The sequence below is a fragment of the Neorhizobium sp. T25_27 genome, from assembly GCF_002968565.1.
Taxonomy (GTDB): Bacteria; Pseudomonadota; Alphaproteobacteria; order Rhizobiales; family Rhizobiaceae; genus Neorhizobium; species Neorhizobium tomejilense.
This window is the reverse complement of sequence record NZ_PVBJ01000014.1, coordinates 82,650-98,894: the sequence shown is the minus strand read 5'-3', so window position 1 is coordinate 98,894 and position 16,245 is coordinate 82,650. Positions and strand designations below refer to the sequence as shown.

Annotated in this window: 18 protein-coding genes; 10 read left to right on the top strand and 8 right to left on the bottom strand. The window is 63.7% G+C overall.

Annotated elements, in window-relative coordinates; translation table 11 throughout:
* The first annotated feature begins 18 nt into the window (after positions 1 to 18).
* The 3 genes from C5J24_RS28265 (at position 19) to C5J24_RS28255 (ending at position 4,381) form a co-directional block, all read left to right on the top strand.
* Positions 19 to 225: a lipoprotein gene (locus tag C5J24_RS28265; RefSeq protein WP_105422737.1), complete on the top strand. Its 207-nt coding sequence runs from the start codon at positions 19 to 21 to the stop codon at positions 223 to 225.
* A 16-nt stretch (positions 226 to 241) separates the two neighbouring features.
* Positions 242 to 1,510: a diaminopimelate decarboxylase gene (lysA, locus tag C5J24_RS28260; RefSeq protein ID WP_105422735.1), complete on the top strand. Its 1,269-nt coding sequence runs from the start codon at positions 242 to 244 to the stop codon at positions 1,508 to 1,510.
* A gap of 135 nt (positions 1,511 to 1,645) precedes the next feature.
* Positions 1,646 to 4,381, top strand: coding sequence for a TIGR02302 family protein (locus C5J24_RS28255; RefSeq protein WP_105422733.1), 2,736 nt, complete (start codon positions 1,646 to 1,648; stop codon positions 4,379 to 4,381).
* A 4-nt stretch (positions 4,382 to 4,385) separates the two neighbouring features.
* Here C5J24_RS28255 and C5J24_RS28250 read toward each other — a convergent pair whose 3' ends face one another.
* From C5J24_RS28250 to C5J24_RS28240, 3 genes are all read right to left on the bottom strand, one after another.
* Positions 4,386 to 4,763, bottom strand: coding sequence for a response regulator (locus C5J24_RS28250; protein WP_037081707.1), 378 nt, complete (start codon positions 4,761 to 4,763; stop codon positions 4,386 to 4,388).
* 131 nt (positions 4,764 to 4,894) lie between these two features.
* Complete coding sequence (hpt, locus tag C5J24_RS28245; protein ID WP_038546323.1) at positions 4,895 to 5,437, bottom strand: hypoxanthine phosphoribosyltransferase; 543 nt, start codon at positions 5,435 to 5,437, stop codon at positions 4,895 to 4,897.
* Positions 5,438 to 5,499: 62 nt separating this feature from the next.
* Entirely contained in the window at positions 5,500 to 6,159 is a 660-nt protein-coding gene (locus C5J24_RS28240; protein ID WP_105422731.1) for a hypothetical protein, read from the bottom strand.
* Between the two features lie 207 nt (positions 6,160 to 6,366).
* Between C5J24_RS28240 and ftsE the strand changes: the two genes are divergently transcribed.
* The 4 genes from ftsE to C5J24_RS28220 all read left to right on the top strand — a co-directional run bounded on the left by ftsE (position 6,367) and on the right by C5J24_RS28220 (position 9,748).
* Positions 6,367 to 7,026 carry a cell division ATP-binding protein FtsE gene (gene ftsE / locus C5J24_RS28235; protein WP_046605317.1) on the top strand — a complete coding sequence of 220 codons (660 nt, stop codon included), beginning with the start codon at positions 6,367 to 6,369 and terminating at the stop codon, positions 7,024 to 7,026.
* Between the two features lie 100 nt (positions 7,027 to 7,126).
* Positions 7,127 to 8,077, top strand: coding sequence for an ABC transporter permease (locus C5J24_RS28230; RefSeq protein ID WP_172724171.1), 951 nt, complete (start codon positions 7,127 to 7,129; stop codon positions 8,075 to 8,077).
* Positions 8,078 to 8,141: 64 nt separating this feature from the next.
* The gene (locus C5J24_RS28225) at positions 8,142 to 8,873 is read left to right on the top strand and encodes a YdcF family protein (RefSeq protein ID WP_105422727.1); all 732 of its coding nucleotides are present in this window, start codon (positions 8,142 to 8,144) and stop codon (positions 8,871 to 8,873) included.
* 83 nt (positions 8,874 to 8,956) lie between these two features.
* Positions 8,957 to 9,748 (top strand): 1-acyl-sn-glycerol-3-phosphate acyltransferase, encoded by a 792-nt coding sequence (locus C5J24_RS28220; RefSeq protein WP_105422725.1) that lies wholly within the window; start codon positions 8,957 to 8,959, stop codon positions 9,746 to 9,748.
* Between the two features lies 1 nt (position 9,749).
* Here C5J24_RS28220 and C5J24_RS28215 read toward each other — a convergent pair whose 3' ends face one another.
* On the bottom strand, positions 9,750 to 10,286 hold the full coding sequence (locus tag C5J24_RS28215; RefSeq protein WP_105422723.1) for a gamma-glutamylcyclotransferase: 537 nt from the start codon (positions 10,284 to 10,286) through the stop codon (positions 9,750 to 9,752).
* A gap of 54 nt (positions 10,287 to 10,340) precedes the next feature.
* Here C5J24_RS28215 and C5J24_RS28210 point away from each other — a divergent pair, with 54 nt between their 5' ends.
* Positions 10,341 to 11,345: a DUF2125 domain-containing protein gene (locus C5J24_RS28210; RefSeq protein ID WP_105422720.1), complete on the top strand. Its 1,005-nt coding sequence runs from the start codon at positions 10,341 to 10,343 to the stop codon at positions 11,343 to 11,345.
* A 6-nt stretch (positions 11,346 to 11,351) separates the two neighbouring features.
* On the opposite strand, the gene C5J24_RS28205 is transcribed toward C5J24_RS28210, so the two are convergent.
* The 3 genes from C5J24_RS28205 to C5J24_RS28195 form a co-directional block, all read right to left on the bottom strand.
* Positions 11,352 to 12,281, bottom strand: coding sequence for a prephenate/arogenate dehydrogenase family protein (locus C5J24_RS28205; protein WP_105422718.1), 930 nt, complete (start codon positions 12,279 to 12,281; stop codon positions 11,352 to 11,354).
* A complete protein-coding gene (gene hisC, locus C5J24_RS28200; protein ID WP_105422716.1) occupies positions 12,278 to 13,387 on the bottom strand; it encodes a histidinol-phosphate transaminase in 1,110 nt (369 codons plus the stop codon). The genes C5J24_RS28205 and hisC overlap by 4 nt, the downstream gene beginning before the upstream one ends.
* Before the next feature lie 174 nt (positions 13,388 to 13,561).
* Complete coding sequence (locus tag C5J24_RS28195) at positions 13,562 to 14,302, bottom strand: class I SAM-dependent methyltransferase (RefSeq protein ID WP_105422714.1); 741 nt, start codon at positions 14,300 to 14,302, stop codon at positions 13,562 to 13,564.
* An 88-nt stretch (positions 14,303 to 14,390) separates the two neighbouring features.
* Between C5J24_RS28195 and gloB the strand changes: the two genes are divergently transcribed.
* Both gloB and C5J24_RS28185 read left to right on the top strand, forming a co-directional pair.
* The gene (gene gloB / locus C5J24_RS28190) at positions 14,391 to 15,161 is read left to right on the top strand and encodes a hydroxyacylglutathione hydrolase (RefSeq protein WP_105422712.1); all 771 of its coding nucleotides are present in this window, start codon (positions 14,391 to 14,393) and stop codon (positions 15,159 to 15,161) included.
* Complete coding sequence (locus C5J24_RS28185; RefSeq protein ID WP_105422710.1) at positions 15,162 to 15,581, top strand: cupin domain-containing protein; 420 nt, start codon at positions 15,162 to 15,164, stop codon at positions 15,579 to 15,581.
* Here the strand turns inward: C5J24_RS28185 and C5J24_RS28180 are convergent.
* Entirely contained in the window at positions 15,578 to 16,231 is a 654-nt protein-coding gene (locus C5J24_RS28180) for a lysoplasmalogenase family protein (RefSeq protein WP_105422708.1), read from the bottom strand. The two genes, C5J24_RS28185 and C5J24_RS28180, sit on opposite strands and share 4 nt — an antisense overlap.
* Between the last annotated feature and the right edge of the window lie 14 nt (positions 16,232 to 16,245).

Below are 16,245 nucleotides of genomic sequence, written 5' to 3'. Positions count from 1 at the left end.
TGCCGGAGAAGGAATAGAATGTCGAAGTCCCTGGTAAAAATCGCCCGCATCGCCTTTGTGCTGAGCCTCGCCGGCATCGTTGTCGCCGGCTGCGGCCGCAAGGGCAGCCTCGACCGCCCGAGCACGCCGGTGGAGCAGCAGAACATCCGCAAGAGCGGCAAACCGGGCGAACAGAAAACCGAGCCGGTTGCCGACCGGCCTTTCCTGCTCGACCCGCTCCTGTAATTTTCCGAGTTTTACCGTGAATCATTTTCATTACATCGACGGCGTGCTGCACGCCGAGAACGTGCCAATCCCGGAAATCGCCAAGGCGGTCGGGACCCCCTTTTACGTCTATTCGACAGCCACCCTGGAACGTCACTACAAGGTTTTCGCCAAGGCGTTCTCCGATGTGGACGCAATGGTCTGCTACGCGATGAAGGCGAATTCCAACCAGGCGGTGCTGAAGACGCTCGGCCGGCTCGGAGCCGGCGTCGATGTCGTCTCCGGCGGAGAACTTCGGCGGGCGCTGGCGGCCGGGATTCCGGCAAGCCGCATCATGTTCTCGGGCGTCGGCAAGACGGTGCAGGAAATGGACCTGGCGCTATCGGCCGGCATCTACTGTTTCAACGTCGAGTCCGAGCCGGAACTGGAAGTCCTCAACCTGCGCGCCCGGAAAGCCGGCAGAAAAGCGCATGTCTCCTTCCGCATCAACCCGGATGTCGATGCAGGCACCCATGCCAAAATCTCCACCGGCAAGAAGGAAAACAAGTTCGGCATCGCCTATGAGCGTGCCCGCGCCGTTTACGCTCATGCCGCGACGCTCGATGGCATCGACGTCAAGGGCATCGACATGCATATCGGCAGCCAGATCACCGAACTGCAGCCATTCGAGCATGCCTTCCGGCTGCTGCGCGAACTGGTCGAGACGTTGCGCACCGACGGCCACCGCATCGATCACGTCGATATCGGCGGCGGCCTCGGCATTCCCTACCGCCAGGACAACAATCCCCCGCCGCTGCCCGATGCCTATGCGGAAACGGTGAAGCGCCAGCTGCGGTCACTGAACTGCAAGATCGTTACCGAGCCCGGCCGGTTGATCGTCGGCAATGCCGGCATTCTGGTGACCGAGGTCATCTACGTGAAGGACGGCGGCGAAAAGTCCTTCGTGGTCGTCGACGGCGCGATGAACGACCTGATCCGTCCTACGCTCTACGACGCCTATCACGAGATCCGTCCGGTCGTCGTGCCGGCCGCCGATGCGCCGCGCATCAAGGGTGACGTCGTCGGCCCGGTCTGCGAAACCGGCGACTATCTGGCGCTGGACCGCGAGATGGCCGAACCCAGGCCCGGCGACCTGATCGCAGTCTCGTCCGCCGGCGCCTACGGCGCCGTGCAGGCAAGCACCTACAACAGCCGCCTGCTGGTGCCGGAGGTTCTGGTGAAGGGATCGGAGTTCCACGTGGTGCGCCCACGCGGCAGTTACGAGGAGCTCATCGGCCTCGATTCCGTGCCCGCATGGCTGGACTGAACATTTAACGCGCCGTTCACTTTTACGGGAAAGCCTGGAAAATATGGGGGCGGATCGCCCCCTGCCCTCGTCTTCGCCACAAACATCGTTATCTTGGAAGCTTGATTTGCGCCGCCACGACTGGAGTCGGACCGCATGAGCTTCATCCGCAAAGGTGCCTTCGAATTGCATCCTGTGCTTGCGCGTCGCGTTGCACTGAAACGGTCTTTCGCCCGGATCGTGTTGTTTTTCGAACGGATTTTGCCGCTGCTGCTCGCGCCCCTCGCTATAGCGGCACTCTTCCTGTCGGCTGCCTGGTTCGGGATTTTCCGGATCGCTCCGGATTGGCTGCGATGGGTCCTGGTCGGCGGCTTTGCCTTTGCCTTCGTGTATGCGCTGCTGCCGTTGACCCGCCTGCGCTGGCCGGCGGTGGCCGACGCTGATCGGCTTCTCGAAGTCCGCAACAACCTGCCCCACCAGCCGGTCGGCGTCCAGGACGACCATCCGGCTTTCGAGACGCCCTTCTCACGTGCGCTCTGGAAGGAACACCAGATCCGCATGGCCGAGCGCATCGCGGCGCTCGATGCGGGCCTGCCGCAGCCCGATATCGCCCGGCACGACCGGTTTGCCCTGCGTGCCATTCCCGCTCTCGTCTTCGTCGTCGCGCTCGGTTATTCCTTCTCGAACGGCGGCGGTTCTCCTGCCGATGCCTTCCGGCCCGCGCCGCCGGCGCCGAGCATCAACCCGGACCTGCGCATCGACGCCTGGCTGACGCCGCCGTCCTATACCGGCCGCGCGCCGGTCTTCCTGACCGGCCGCGAGGTCACCACCACCACTGCTGCCGTCTCGATCCCGCAGAACTCGGCGCTGACCGTGCGCGTCACCGGCGGTGAAGGCGGCGAGGCCGTGGTCTTCGCCCCGAAGGCCGGCGGGCAACCGTCGACATTGATCACCGAGGAAGCCAAGAAGGCGGCGGAAACGGCGGCGCAGCAACCGCAGCAGGGCGCCACCGGCCAGCAGGGGCAGCAGACCGCCCCGCAGCCACCAGCTCAGCAGGCTGCACCGCAGCAGCCCAACCAGCAGCGGCCACCCCGCACCTATGCGCTTAACGTCGCCGAGAGCGGCAGCCTGACCGTCAACGGCCAGAGCTGGGCTTTTGACGTCATCCCCGACCGGCCGCCGGAAATCGCCTTCGATGGCCAGCCGAAGCGTTCGGTCAACGGTGCGCTCGAAATCGGCTTCACCGGCAAGGACGATTACGGCATCCGCGAAGCCCATGCGCTGATCGAACCGGTCGATCAGCCGGCTCCGGGAGCGACCCCGCTCTATCCGGCCCCGGACTACCGGCTCGACCTGCCGCGGCAGAACAGCCGCGAGGTCAAGGCCCTGACGAGCCGCAGCCTGATCGAGCATCCGCTCGCCGGCAAGCGCGTCAGGATCACCCTGGTTGCCAAGGACGGCGCCGGCCAGACCGGCCGCAGCCCGGCCCATGAAATGGTGTTGCCGTCGCGCGGCTTCTCGGAGCCGCTCGCCGCCGCCGTCGCGGAAGAGCGCCAGGTCTTCGCGCTCGACACCCGCCAGATGCCCCGCGCCATCGAACTCAACGAGGCGCTGGCGATCCGCCCCGACGAAACCATCCCTAATCTCAGCCATTTCCTGCTGATCCGCTCGGCGCTCGAACGCATGAAACTCGCCCGCAACGAGGAGCAGCTGAAGGATACCGCCGAATATCTTTGGGAGATCGCGCTCGGCATCGAGGATGGCGACCTGTCGCAGGCGGAGCGCCGCCTGCGCGACGCCCAGCGCAATCTCGCCGAAGCGTTGCAGAACAAGGCGTCCGACCAGGAGATCGCCCGGCTGATGCAGGAACTGCGCGAAGCCATGCAGCAGTTCATGAACGAACTCGCGCAGCGGATGCAGAACGCCCCGCAGGCGCCCAACAACATGCAGTCCCAGAACGTCATCCGGCAGCGCGACCTGCAGAACATGATGGACCAGATCGAGAACCTCGCCCGGTCCGGCAATCGCGATGCCGCCCAGCAGATGCTCAACGAGCTGCAGCGGATGATGAACAACCTGCAGGCCGGCAGGCCCCAGCGCGGGCAGCAGGGCCAGCAGCAGCAGAACGGCCAGATGCGCCAGCAGATCGACAAGCTCGGCGAGATCATGCAGGAACAGCAGCGGCTGATGGACCAGACCTTCAAGCTGGATCAGGCGCTGCGCGACCGCATGCAGCGCGGCGATCCCAGCGAGCGGCCCGGCGATCAAAGCCAGCAAGGGCAACAGCAGCAGGGCCAGCAACAACAAGGTCAGCAGGGCCAACAAGGTCAGCAAGGGCAGCAGAACACCGACCAGATGACTGCGGAGCAGCTTCGGGAAGCGCTGAAGAACCTCCGCGCCCAGCAGGAAGGCCTCGGCAAGAAGCTGGAAGAGTTGCAGCAGGCGCTGAAGGGCCTCGGCATGCAGCCCGGCGAAGGTTTCGGCAAGGCGCAGAGCGAGATGGGCAATGCCGGCAAGGCACTCGGCGAAGGCCAGGGCGACCAGGCGGTTCAGGGCCAAGGCAATGCGCTCAATGCGCTTCGTCAGGGTGCCCAGAACATGATGCAGCAGATGATGCAGGCCATGCAGCAGCAGGGCCAGGGTCAGGGCGAAGGCCAGGAGCGCGGCGGCCCGGGCGAGAACATGACCCAGGGCGGCCAGAACGGGCGCGATCCGCTCGGGCGGCCGCGCGCCACGTCAGGCCCGGATTTCGGCGATCAGGTGAAGGTGCCTGACGAAATCGACGTCCAGCGTGCCCGGGAAATCCTTGAAGCGATCCGCGAAAAGCTCGGCAATGCGCTCTCCGGCGAGGCGGAGCGGCAATACCTGGAACGGCTTCTGGATATTCGCTGAGCGATCAGGCGGCTCGGGAGTTTCCGGTCGCCAGCGCCGAGGCGACGGCCCGGCGGATATCGGGCAGCGCGAACGGCTTCTGCACCACGTCGATCACCTTGGCCGCGAGATCGTCGGCTCGCTCCCGCTGCTCCGCATAACCGGTCATCAGCAGGATCTTGAGATCCGGGAACCTGGCCGACGCCTGGTGCACCAGTTCAATGCCGTCCATGACTGGCATGCGGATGTCGGAAAGCAGCAGATCGAAGGGCCCTTCGCTCAGCTTTTCGAGACCTTCCGCGCCGTCGCCCGCTTCATGGGTCTCATGACCATCGAGACGAAGCGCCCGCGCAACGAACATGCGGAGCGAATCCTCGTCTTCGGTAATCAGGATTTTTGCCATTGCGGTGATCGCTCCCGTGTTTTGTTTATGTGGGAAGCAAATCAACAGAGTTTTCTTGTCGAGGAGTAAACGCCGGCCCATTGCGGGCCGACATGGTTAACACCTCGTCTCGCCCGGGCCAGGCAAATCGGTCAGGCGTCTCCGGTCACGACACCGACGAAAGGCAGCTCGCGGAAAGCGTAGGCGACATCCATGCCGTAGCCGACGACGAAGTAGTCCGGGCATTCGAAACCGACGTAATCCGCCTCCAGGTCCTCCTGGCGCTTAACGCGCTTGTCGAGCAACACGGCGACGGAAACATTGCGGGCGCCACGCTCATAGAGCATTTCCTTGGCGAATTTCAGCGTCCGGCCGGATTCCAGGATGTCATCGATCAACAGAACGTCGCGATCCTTTACGTCGCTGTCGATATCCTTGACGATCCGCACCCCTTGCGAAACGGTTCCGGCGCCGTAGCTCGACAACGTGACGAACTCGACTTCCGGCGCCAGACCCACGTCATGCAGCGCCCGCAACAGGTCGGCGGCGAAGATGAACGAGCCCTTGAGAATGGCGATGACCAAGAGATCCTTGGTCGGTCCGGTGGCGATCTGCGCCGCGATCGCATGGTTGCGCTCAGCGATCTGTTCGGCGGTATAAAGCGGCTCGATGATTTTGCCGCGTACGACGGGCATGAGGTTCTCCTGCGTGTCCGTAAAAAACCGCGATACCACAATCAGCCGGGAAAGAGAAAGCTCTAGGCGCCGCGCTCGGCGAAGGAAAGCCGCAGATCGGGCAGTTTTCCACCGGGGTGGGGCACGCGTGCCGAAAAACCACGGCTCTGACCGCCTTCGATTGACGAGGCCGGCGGCGAGATCAGCGTCGTCGTAATGAGCGTCTGGCCCGACATCAACTCGGCGCGAATCTGCGGCATGGCACGATTGCCGCCGCTACGGTTCTCGACGATGCCGTTGATCAGCAGCACGCGCATGCCGTTGGCATCCTGCGGCGTCATCGTCACATGGGTGATGTCGAGCGTCGGTCCGGCCTCGGCCGTCGCTGACCCGGCAAACAGGAAGGTGAAGCCGCCCGCGAGGCTGAAAACGGCAACGAAGACGATGGCAACGACCGCGGAGAAGAAGTCGGCGGAAAGACGCATCAGGCCACGCTCTATGCGGGCGAGGACCCGCTCAGCGAACGACGATGCGGCGACTGCGGAATCCGCGCGCCTGGTTCGGTTGTCGTTGTGCGAGCGCGGGGTCTGGTTCCTGCGGAAGGTCTCGCGAACCGGGACGAACTGGGCATCGACCACCTCGCCGCGCCGCGCATTTACCCGGGTCGTGCGCCTGGAAGGTTCCGGCGGCAGGATGTCCATCCGGTTGACTGTTTTGCCCTGATGGCTGCCAAACGTGCTCATGGGGCCCTCTTCGGCCCGTTTTCCCCTTTGTTCGGGATTGCGGGCATTGAATCGAATCCTGCTCAGTCGTAAATTGAAATGGTTAACGCTTCGCAAATACGGCCTGAAATTAGCCCTTTTCCGCGCGTGATTTACCGTTCGTTTACCCGGGTCGTTAAGAGATAGACGGGCACCAGAGAGTCGAAAGAGCGAGGACTGGGTCATCCGTTGATTCATTTCGAAAATGTTGGTCTGCGCTATGGGATGGGTCCCGAAATCCTCCGGGATATGACCTTCGACATCCCCAAGCGCTCGTTCCAGTTCCTCACGGGCCCATCGGGCGCTGGGAAGACCACCCTGCTGCGCCTGCTGTTCATGTCGCTGCATCCGACCCGCGGCATCATCCACATGTTCGGCCGCGACCTGTCGCAGATCCCCCGTGCCGAACTGCCGATGCTGCGCCGCCGGGTCGGCATCGTCTTCCAGGATTTCCGCCTGCTCGACCATTTGACGACATACGAGAACGTCGCCCTGCCGCTGCGCGTGCGCGGCAAGGACGAAAGCTCCTACCGCAACGACGTGATCGAGCTTCTGAAATGGGTCGGGCTCGGCGAGCGCATCAACGTGCTGCCCGCCGTCCTCTCGGGCGGTGAGAAGCAGCGTGCCGCGATCGCCCGCGCCCTGATGGACCAGCCGGAAATCCTGCTCGCCGACGAACCGACCGGCAATGTCGACCCGCCGATGGCGCGCCGGCTCCTCAATCTCTTCCTGGAACTCAACCGGCTCGGCACCGCCGTCGTCATCGCCACCCACGATCTGGCGCTGATGGACCAGGTGGATGCAAGGCGGATGATCCTCACCGAAGGGCGGCTCGACATCTATGAATGAGCTGAGCCGCCCGAAAGCGCCGAAGAGCGCCCAATCGCAGAGGCCCGAAAACGAGCAGCAGACTCAACCAGCAGGCCAGAAGCAGCCGCGCCGCGTCGAGATGCGGGTGCGCCCGACCGCGCCGATCCTGCCGCCCTCCAACATCCAGGGCAATGCGCTGATGGTGGTGATTGCCATCATGGCCTTCCTTGCCTGCCTGACGCTCGGCGCGGTGAGCATGGTGAGGGCCACGGCATCGAGCTGGCAGAGCCAGATCTCCCGCGAGATCACCATCCAGATCAAGCCCGACGACGGGCTCGACATGAACGCGGCATTGAAGAAGGCCCGCGACCTGGCGCTCACCTTCGTCGGCACCCGCGAAGGTACGATCATGGACGAAAGCGCGACCGCAAGGCTTCTGGAGCCGTGGCTAGGCACCGGGCTGAACCTCGCCGACCTGCCCGTTCCGCGCCTCGTCATCGTCACCATAGACGAGCAGAACCCGCCCGATTTCGCCGGGATGCGCGATCTCCTGAAGACCGAAATCCCGCAGGCCTTCCTCGACGACCACCGCACCTGGGTGGACCGCCTGGTGTCCATGGCCCATACGACGGTGCTGATCGGCATGGGCGTCCTCGTCCTGGTTTTCACGGCAATGATCCTGACGGTGATCTTCGCGACCCGCGGGGCGCTGTCCGGCAATCGACATATCGTCGAGGTGCTGCATTTCGTCGGTGCCGAAAGCTCTTTCGTAGCCGGCGAATTCCAGAAACATTTCCTGAAGATCAGCATCAAGGGCTCGGCCGCCGGCGGCGCGCTTGCGGCCGCGATATTCGCCATTGCCAACATGTGGCAGGCCAATTCGCTGGCGACGCCGGAGAGCGACCAGGCAAGCGCGCTGTTCGGTTCCTTCACCATCGGCGTCGGCGGTTATCTCGGCATCTTCGCGACCATGGTGGTGATCGCACTGCTGACGACGCTGACGGCCCGGTTCACGGTCATGCGCACGATCGACGAGATCGACCTGATCCGTTCCGATCCGGCGCGATCCGACGGGTTATCAGCTTCTTGAATCGGTCGCCTTCCCTCTGTAGGTTGGCCCTGTTCTCGCCACGAATCTCCGGCTATGGACAATCATGACACCGGCCCCGACCACACCCGAAAATGGAGCGGACCGCCACCCGCGGCGGCGGCTCGGGGGAGTGTTTTCGCGCAACAGCCGGCTGCGATGGGCCGCGCGCCGCATCATCATGGTCTGCGTGCTCGGATTGGCCCTGCTTTTCGGGGGGTTTTTGTGGTTTGCGAACGCTGTGACGTCGCTGAAGACGCCTGACGGCGTCAAGGCCGATGCGATCGTCGTCCTGACCGGTGGCTACCTGCGCATCGAGCAGGCGCTCGGGCTTTTACGGGACGGAGCCGGCCAGCGTCTGCTGATCTCGGGCGCGCATCCGTCCACCAGCCCGACCCAGATCCGCAAAGTCACGCAGGCCTCGCCGGACCTCTTCGCCTGCTGCGTCGATATCGGCTACGATGCTATCGACACGATCGGCAACGCCAACGAAATCACCCGCTGGATCCACGACCACGGATACAGGTCGGTGCTGGTCGTCACCAACAATTACCACATGCTGCGCAGCCTGCACGAACTGCGCCGTGCCGATCCGGTGACCGAGTTCATTGCCTATCCGGTGGTCAGTTCCGATCTCACCCGGAAAGCCTGGTTCGCCGAGCCGGATGTGTTGCGCACCATGCTTTCCGAATACGGCAAGGTCGTGCTCGCCACCTTCCGCGACTGGTTCGGCATCGAGCGCGGCAGCGGACTGCGCAACGAGGACCCGCCGAAGACAGCGGCAAAGCCCGCGCCTTGACACTTTTCCCTCCGCATGACGAGCCGGCGCTTTTTTCCCCGCGCGATCTCGTGTAGGCAACGCCTGTCCAAGAGGAAGCTTCCATGCTGCTGGTGCGTTCGGTTCTTTTCAACATCGCCTTCTACACAAACCTGATCGTCCGCATGATCGTGCTGAGCCCGATCTATTTCCTGATGCCGCGCAAGGCTGCCTACCGCATCCCCAAAGCCTGGGCCGCCTCCTGCAACTGGCTGATGGCAAAGATCGTCGGCGCCACCTTCGAGATCGAGGGGCTGGAAAACGTGCCCGAGGGCGGCTGCATCTTCGCCCCCAAGCATCAATCCGCCTGGGATACCGTGGCACTCCTGCCCTGGCAGCGGGACCCGGTCTATATCCTCAAGCGCGAACTGATGTGGATCCCGCTGTTCGGCTGGTACGCCGCCAAGCAGAAGATGATCCCGGTCAACCGCGGCGCCCGCGGCAAGGTGATGGTCGACGTCATGAACCGGACGAAGGAGGAGATGGCCAACAACCGCCAGCTCATCATCTACCCGGAAGGCACGCGCCGCCCGCCGGGCGCCGAGCCGCAATACCGCTACGGCATCGCCCGTATCTATCGTGACGTCGAGGTGCCCGTCGTGCCGGTCGTCGCCCATTGGGGCCTGTTCTGGGGCCGCCGCAAGCTCATCAAATATCCCGGCCATTTCAAGGTCCGCATCCTGCCGCCGATCGCACCGGGCATGGATCCGGATGCCTTCTACGCCCATCTGGTCGAGACGCTGGAACGGGAAAGCGACAAGCTGCTGGTCGAGACCGTGGCCGCCAATCCGCACCTGCCGCTGCCGCCCTCGGCGGTCAAACGGCTCGCGGAGCTGAAGGGCCAGACTGCGGCGTAAATCAGATGGCAGCCGCCACCGCGGCGCCGACGCCTTCCAGCCAGTGATCTCGGATCCCCATTTCCTTGAGATGCTCGAGCGTGTTGAACACGTAAGTGTCGTTCGGCCCGGACTGGCCGGCGGAGACGCGGACGATTTCCGCCGCCTGCTCGATCTCGAGCGCGCCGGCATATTGGACATGACGGCGATCGACGATATAGCCGACCGCCCTCGCCTGCCGCCCATCTCCGAGCGCCACCGGCAAAATTTTCTCGAGATAGACATTGGTGACCAGTTCGCGCCGGCGCAGATAGTCGAGCACGTCCGCCCGGTTCTCCTCGCTCACCCGGAAGGCGACACCGCGGCATGAGCCGCCACGGTCAAGACCAAGGACAAGGCCCGGGCGATCCGGAGTGCCGCGATGCACGTAGGACCAGACGCAGAGGGAGCGGCGGAAGCCGAAGGCACGTGCGGGCAGTCTTTCCTCGAACGCAAAACCCGGATTCCACATCAGGGACCCGTAGCCAAACACCCAAAATTCGTCCATATCCCGCGCCACACCATTCCAATTGAAGCATCCAGCCCCAAGTTTTCAGCACCATTGGAGAACATCATGGCAGCGTCAAGCCGAACTGGCGTCAGCGGCAAATTATGGCTACTCGCCTGCGGAGTGGTGCTGGTGATCGCACTCTATACCGCCGGCTGGTTCTATGCGGCGTCGATGCTGAAGGAGCGGACGCTGGCCCTGCTCGGCAGCCAGGAAGGGCGCGGCATTTCGGCCGAATGCACTAACGCAGACTATCGCGGCTACCCGTTCCGGATCGGCCTGTTCTGCTCGAAGGTCTCGGTCGACGACCGCACCAACGGCATTTCCGCAATGTTCGGATCCCTGCGGTCCGCCGCCCAAGTCTATAATCCCGGCCATATCGTCTGGGAACTCGATTCGCCGATCGAGTTCCGCACCGGCCACGGACTTTCGGTCTCCACCACCTGGGAGAATTTCCAGTCGAGCCTGACCACCCGGTTTCGCGGGGTGGAGCGCACCTCCACCGTGATCGAGAACGCCAGGACGAACACCCTGTCATCGGCCACCGGCCAGGCTTTCAATATCAGCGCCGGTCACACCGAAATCCATTTGCGCCAGAACGGCACCGACCTCGATGCGGCCATGACGCTGCAAAACACCGATGTGGTGATGAAGGACCTGCCGCAGCTTCTGCCGCGGTTCACGGCCAATCTCGACCTGACCCTGACCGGCCGCGCCGGCATGATCGACGGATCCGATCCGAACGGCACCGCGCTCTATGGCACTCAGGGCCAGATGCGCAGCATTTCGGCTGATCTCGGCGATGGCAAGCTGATCACCGTTTCCGGGCCCTTCTCCTTCGACGAGCAGGGTTATCTGTCGGGCAAGCTGAAGCTCCGGATCGAACAGATCGATGCCTGGCGCGACAGCCTGAGCCAGGCGTTTCCGCAGATCGCGCCGACGCTGAAGACCGCCGCCAACATGCTGTCCGCGCTCGGACGCGGCAAGAGCGCGTCGCTCGACCTCACCATCAACCGCGGCAAGGTGTTCGCCGGCGGCTTCATCCAGATCGGCGAAATCCCGCCGATCTGAGCGCGATCACTTCTTGGCGTCGAGTGAATGGCGGCCGAAATCCGGCGCGTCGACGTCCTGGCCGGCCTGGACGATCGAGCGACGGATGGCGCGGGTGCGGGTGAAGAGTTCGAACAGCTTGTCGCCCTCGCCCCAGCGGATCGCCCGCTGCAGATAGGCGAGGTCTTCCGAAAACCGCGCCAGCATTTCCAGGATCGCATCCTTGTTGTGCAGGCAGACATCCCGCCACATGGTGGGATCTGACGCAGCAAGGCGGGTGAAATCGCGAAAACCGGAGGCGGAATATTTGATCACTTCCGCGTCGGTCACCGTCTCGAGATCGTCCGCCGTGCCGACGATGTTGTAGGCGATGATGTGCGGCAGGTGGGAGACGATCGCCAGCACCTTGTCATGGTGCTGCGGGTCCATTTCGTCGATGCGCGAGCCGAGCGCCATCCAGAAGGATTTCAGCTTCTCGAGCGCGACCGTATCCGTCTCCGGGAGCGGCGTGAAGATGCACCAGCGCTCCCGAAACAGGCCGACAAAACCGGCGTCCGGCCCGGATTTTTCTGTGCCCGCCAGCGGATGGCCCGGGATGAAATGCACGCCTTCCGGCATATGCGGCGCCATCTGCGCGATGACGGAGGCCTTGGTGGAGCCGACATCCGTAACAATCGCGCCGGGCTTCAGGCTGCCGGCGATCTGCTTGGCGACCGCCTCCGATGCGCCGACCGGCACCGAGACGATGACCAGGTCGGCATCCTTCACCGCGTCCGCGGCTGAGGAAACATAATGCGTGCCGAGTGCCAGTTCTTCGGCACGCTTGAGCGTTTCAGCGCTGCGCGTGGAAATCACCACCTCGCCGGCCAGGCCCAGTTCCTTGACGTCCCGTGCGATCGAGGAGCCGATCAGGCCGATGCCGATCAACGCGATCCTGTCGAAAAGCGGCGTGCTCATGCGCTTTTGCCCATAAATTCGCCGAGCGTCTCGATGACGCCGCGATTGGCCTCCTCCGAGCCGATCGTCATGCGCAGCGCGTTCGGAAAACCGTAACCGCGGACGGCGCGAAGGATGTAACCGCGACTGGTGAGGAACGCATCCGCTTCGGGCGCCCGCTTGCCGTCGACATCCGGGAAATGGATGAGCACGAAATTGGCGACCGAAGGCGTCACCTTGAGGCCGATCGCCTCCAGCGCATGGGTGAGCTTGCCCTGCCAGAGATTGTTGTGCTCGACGGCCTTTTCGACAAAAGCCTGGTCGCGGATGGCGGCGGCACCCGCGGCAATCGCCGGGGCGTTCATGTTGAACGGGCCGCGCACACGGTTGAGCGCGTCGAGAATGCCGGCCGGGCCGTACATCCAGCCGATGCGCAGCGCCGCAAGCCCGTAGACCTTGGAGAAGGTGCGGGTCATCACGACGTTCCTGTTGGACGACACCAGCTCGAGGCCGGCTTCGTAATCGTTCTTGCGCACATATTCCGCGTAGGCCGCGTCGAGCACGAGGATGACGCTCTTCGGCAGGCCGGCATGCAGGCGGCGGATATCGGCGACCGGGACATAGGTGCCGGTCGGATTGCCGGGATTGGCGATGAACACCATCTTCGTCTTGCCGGTGACGGCGGCAAGGATCGCATCGACATCAACGGTGCAATCCTTCTCCTTCACCTCGACCGCCTTGGCGCCGGCGCCCATGATCTGGATCTTGTAGACGAGGAAACCATGCTCGGTGATGATCGCTTCGTCGCCGGTGCCGAGATAGACGTGGCAAAGCAGGCCCAGCAGCTCGTCCGAGCCGTTGCCGCACATGATGTTTGCGACATTGAGCCCGTGCACCGAGGCGATCGCCTCGCGCAGCGCCATCGCCTGACCGTCAGGATAAAGTTCGAGATTGCCGGCCGCCTGTTTGAAAGCTTCGATCGCCTTCGGGCTGGCGCCGAGCGGCGTCTCGTTGGACGAAAGCTTGAAGACGCGCGCTACGCCCGGAGCATGTTCCTTGCCGGGCACATAGGCGGCGATATCCAGGATGCCGGGACGCGGAACGGGCTCACTCGTGACGATGCTCATCGGATCAACCTTTTTGGAAAGCCTTAGACGGCGGGTGTGATCCAGTGGGATTAAAGCCGAATTTCTGCTTTGTCGAGTGGTGAGGATTGGTCGGCGCAGCCGACGAAACGATCCCGTGAATCGTTTCGAATGACGAACGCCCTGAGCCAAGCGAAGGGCAGGACTATCGCTTCTTCACCGGGTCCGCGTCGTCGGCACGCCCCGCGGCGCCAGCACCGGCACGAAGACGCGCCGGGAGGCGCGAGCGGCGACCGGCAGGCCCTGGTAGAGCCGCTTCTGGGCCTCCACCACGATCACCCCGGAAAAGACCGGCCAGAAGCGCCGGCCCATGCGCTCGAAGGCCTGGCGCAGCTTCAGCACGGCGCGGATCTTCGACGGCGGGAAGAACAGTGCCTCGGCGCTGGCGCCTGGCGTAAAGTTGGTCTCGCGCAGCAGCGAGGTGAGCTGCCCGCGCGAATACGGCCGGCCGGAGCCGAACGGCGTGTGTTCCATGCGCGCCCAGACACCGCGCCGGTTGGGCACGACGATGACCAGCCGCCCGCCCGGAGCCAGCACCCGCCAGAGCTCCTTCAGGGTCTCCCGCGGGTTTTCGGCAAATTCCAGCGAATGCACCATCAGCACACGGTCGACGGAAGAGTCCGGCAGCGGCAGCTCCTCGTCGAAGACGAGAGCGGTCGAGGAAAGCTCGCTGACCGGCCAGTTCACCGCCCCCTGCCCCGCCGGCATGAAGGCGAAGGTGCGTTCCGTATCGGCGCGGAAACGGTCGAGATAGGGCACGGCATAACCAAGGCCCACCAGCCGCTCCTCCGGCAGCCGCGCCCAGAGCGACGACAGCGCGAACGTAATCGACTGCTCGGCAAGGTGGCCGAGGGGCGAGTGATAGAATTCGCGAAGATCGACGATATCCGTATGCATGCGTAATTTGGTACCAGACGGTGGTTGGACTTCAAGGGACCAGTCTCTACATTCTGACGCAAAACACTTTCAGCAATGGGGTTATGTTATGAGACCACTGGAACTCGAAGTTTTTTCATGCCGCAGCGATAATTACGGCGTTCTCGTGCACGATCCGGAAAGCGGCCTGACGGCCTCGATCGATGCGCCGGAGGAAAAGCCGATCCTCGAGGCGGCGGCCCGCCGCGGCTGGAAGATCACCCACATCTTCACCACCCATCACCACGGCGACCACGTCGAAGCCAACCTGGCGCTCAAGGAAAAGTTCGGGCTGGAGATCATCGGCCCGTTCAACGAAGCGGTTGCCATTCCCGGCCTCGACAGGACCATGGCGGATGGTGACGAATTCCAGTTCGGCGATCATCTCGTCTGCGTCCTCGAGACGCCGGGCCACACCGCCGGCCATATCTGCTACCATTTCCCGGACGACAAGATCCTGTTTGCGGCAGATACGCTGTTTGCGCTCGGCTGCGGCCGGCTGTTCGAACGCCCGGCGGCCGACATGTGGCATTCGCTGCAGAAGCTCGCCGTTCTGCCTGACGAGACGGCCGTCTATTTCGGTCACGAATACACGCTTTCGAATGCGAAGTTCGCGCTGAGCGTCGATCCGGACAACGGGCGTCTGCAGGCGCGCGCGAGCGAGATCGAAGCGCAACGCGCGGCCGGCCGGTTCACCATTCCGACGACGATCGGGCTGGAGAAGGAGACCAATCCCTTCCTGCGCGCATCGGACCCGGCCATCCGCCGCAACCTCCTGATGGAGAGCAAATCCAACGAGGAAGTGTTTGCCGAAATCCGCAAGCGCAAGGATAATTTCTGAATGACGCCAGAGGAGATCATCACCACGCTCGGCATGCAGCGGCATCCGGAGGGCGGCTGGTATGTCGAGACATTTCGGGACGCCGAAGGCGGCACGCGCGGCCATTCGACGGCGATTTATTACCTGTTGGAAGCCGGCGAACGCTCCCACTGGCATCGGGTTCGCGACGCGGCCGAGACCTGGCATTTCTATGCCGGTGATGCGCTGCTGCTGCGGATTTCCAACGGCGAAACTGTCGAAGAGGTGAGGCTCGGAACAGACCTTGCCACAGGAGAACGACCGCAGGCCGTGGTCCCGGCCGACGCCTGGCAGTCAGCGGAACCGCTTGGTCGCTTCACGCTGGTCGGCTGCACGGTCGCACCCGGCTTTCAGTTTTCGAGCTTCGAGATGGCGCCGCCCGGCTGGGAGCCGTCATCCTAGGCCGAAGGAAGCCCGGCAATCGCCAACGTGAAGATCAGCTGTGCCGCGAAGTAAGTGCCCCACACGAATGGTCTCAACCTCGCCATGACAGGCGCATCCGGCTTGACCAGGAATTTCTGGATCGCCAGTGCAGTGTCGGACATGACGAACAGCGCAGCACCGGCCGCCGGCAGGATCGGCTTCACCGCCAGCGCTGAAAGCGCCATGGCGACGATCGCGATCCCGTAGGCGGCGACAGGGATGACGAGCCGTCCGGCAGGCCGCCACAGCATGAACAACGTCATGCCTGTCAGCACCACGAAGATCCATGCCGCCGTATAACGCCAGGCGGAGGTAAAAAGCAGGCTCGGTTCTATCGACGGCCAGAACAGCGCCGCATAGGCAATATGCGAAGCCAGGAAGGCCGCGAGCCCCGCGACGAAGGCTGGCTCTCCCTCGTAGGCGAGGCAGGCGTCTCCGAGTGCACCCAGCGCCAGCGCTGCGATCAACAGCGCCGGGGCGCCGGAAAGACCGGCATAGAGCACAAGCAGCAAGACCGGTAAGGTCTTCAGCACCGCGCGAAGATGGCCCGCCGGCCTTTTCAGCCAGCGGAAATAATGGATCGCAAGCGCGATCGAGACGGCAAGCACCGCCCACAACAACAGATACATCTCTTCCCCCCACG

Coding starts and splice junctions, on each gene's coding strand:
- C5J24_RS28265 (WP_105422737.1), top strand. CDS start 19: ATGTCGAAGTCCCTGGTAAAAATCGCCCGCATCGCCTTTGTGCTGAGC.
- C5J24_RS28255 (WP_105422733.1), top strand. CDS start 1,646: ATGAGCTTCATCCGCAAAGGTGCCTTCGAATTGCATCCTGTGCTTGCG.
- C5J24_RS28250 (WP_037081707.1), bottom strand. CDS start 4,763: ATGGCAAAAATCCTGATTACCGAAGACGAGGATTCGCTCCGCATGTTC.
- hpt (WP_038546323.1), bottom strand. CDS start 5,437: ATGCCCGTCGTACGCGGCAAAATCATCGAGCCGCTTTATACCGCCGAA.
- C5J24_RS28240 (WP_105422731.1), bottom strand. CDS start 6,159: ATGAGCACGTTTGGCAGCCATCAGGGCAAAACAGTCAACCGGATGGAC.
- C5J24_RS28230 (WP_172724171.1), top strand. CDS start 7,127: ATGCGGGTGCGCCCGACCGCGCCGATCCTGCCGCCCTCCAACATCCAG.
- C5J24_RS28225 (WP_105422727.1), top strand. CDS start 8,142: ATGACACCGGCCCCGACCACACCCGAAAATGGAGCGGACCGCCACCCG.
- C5J24_RS28220 (WP_105422725.1), top strand. CDS start 8,957: ATGCTGCTGGTGCGTTCGGTTCTTTTCAACATCGCCTTCTACACAAAC.
- C5J24_RS28210 (WP_105422720.1), top strand. CDS start 10,341: ATGGCAGCGTCAAGCCGAACTGGCGTCAGCGGCAAATTATGGCTACTC.
- C5J24_RS28205 (WP_105422718.1), bottom strand. CDS start 12,281: ATGAGCACGCCGCTTTTCGACAGGATCGCGTTGATCGGCATCGGCCTG.
- hisC (WP_105422716.1), bottom strand. CDS start 13,387: ATGAGCATCGTCACGAGTGAGCCCGTTCCGCGTCCCGGCATCCTGGAT.
- C5J24_RS28195 (WP_105422714.1), bottom strand. CDS start 14,302: ATGCATACGGATATCGTCGATCTTCGCGAATTCTATCACTCGCCCCTC.
- gloB (WP_105422712.1), top strand. CDS start 14,391: ATGAGACCACTGGAACTCGAAGTTTTTTCATGCCGCAGCGATAATTAC.
- C5J24_RS28185 (WP_105422710.1), top strand. CDS start 15,162: ATGACGCCAGAGGAGATCATCACCACGCTCGGCATGCAGCGGCATCCG.
- C5J24_RS28180 (WP_105422708.1), bottom strand. CDS start 16,231: ATGTATCTGTTGTTGTGGGCGGTGCTTGCCGTCTCGATCGCGCTTGCG.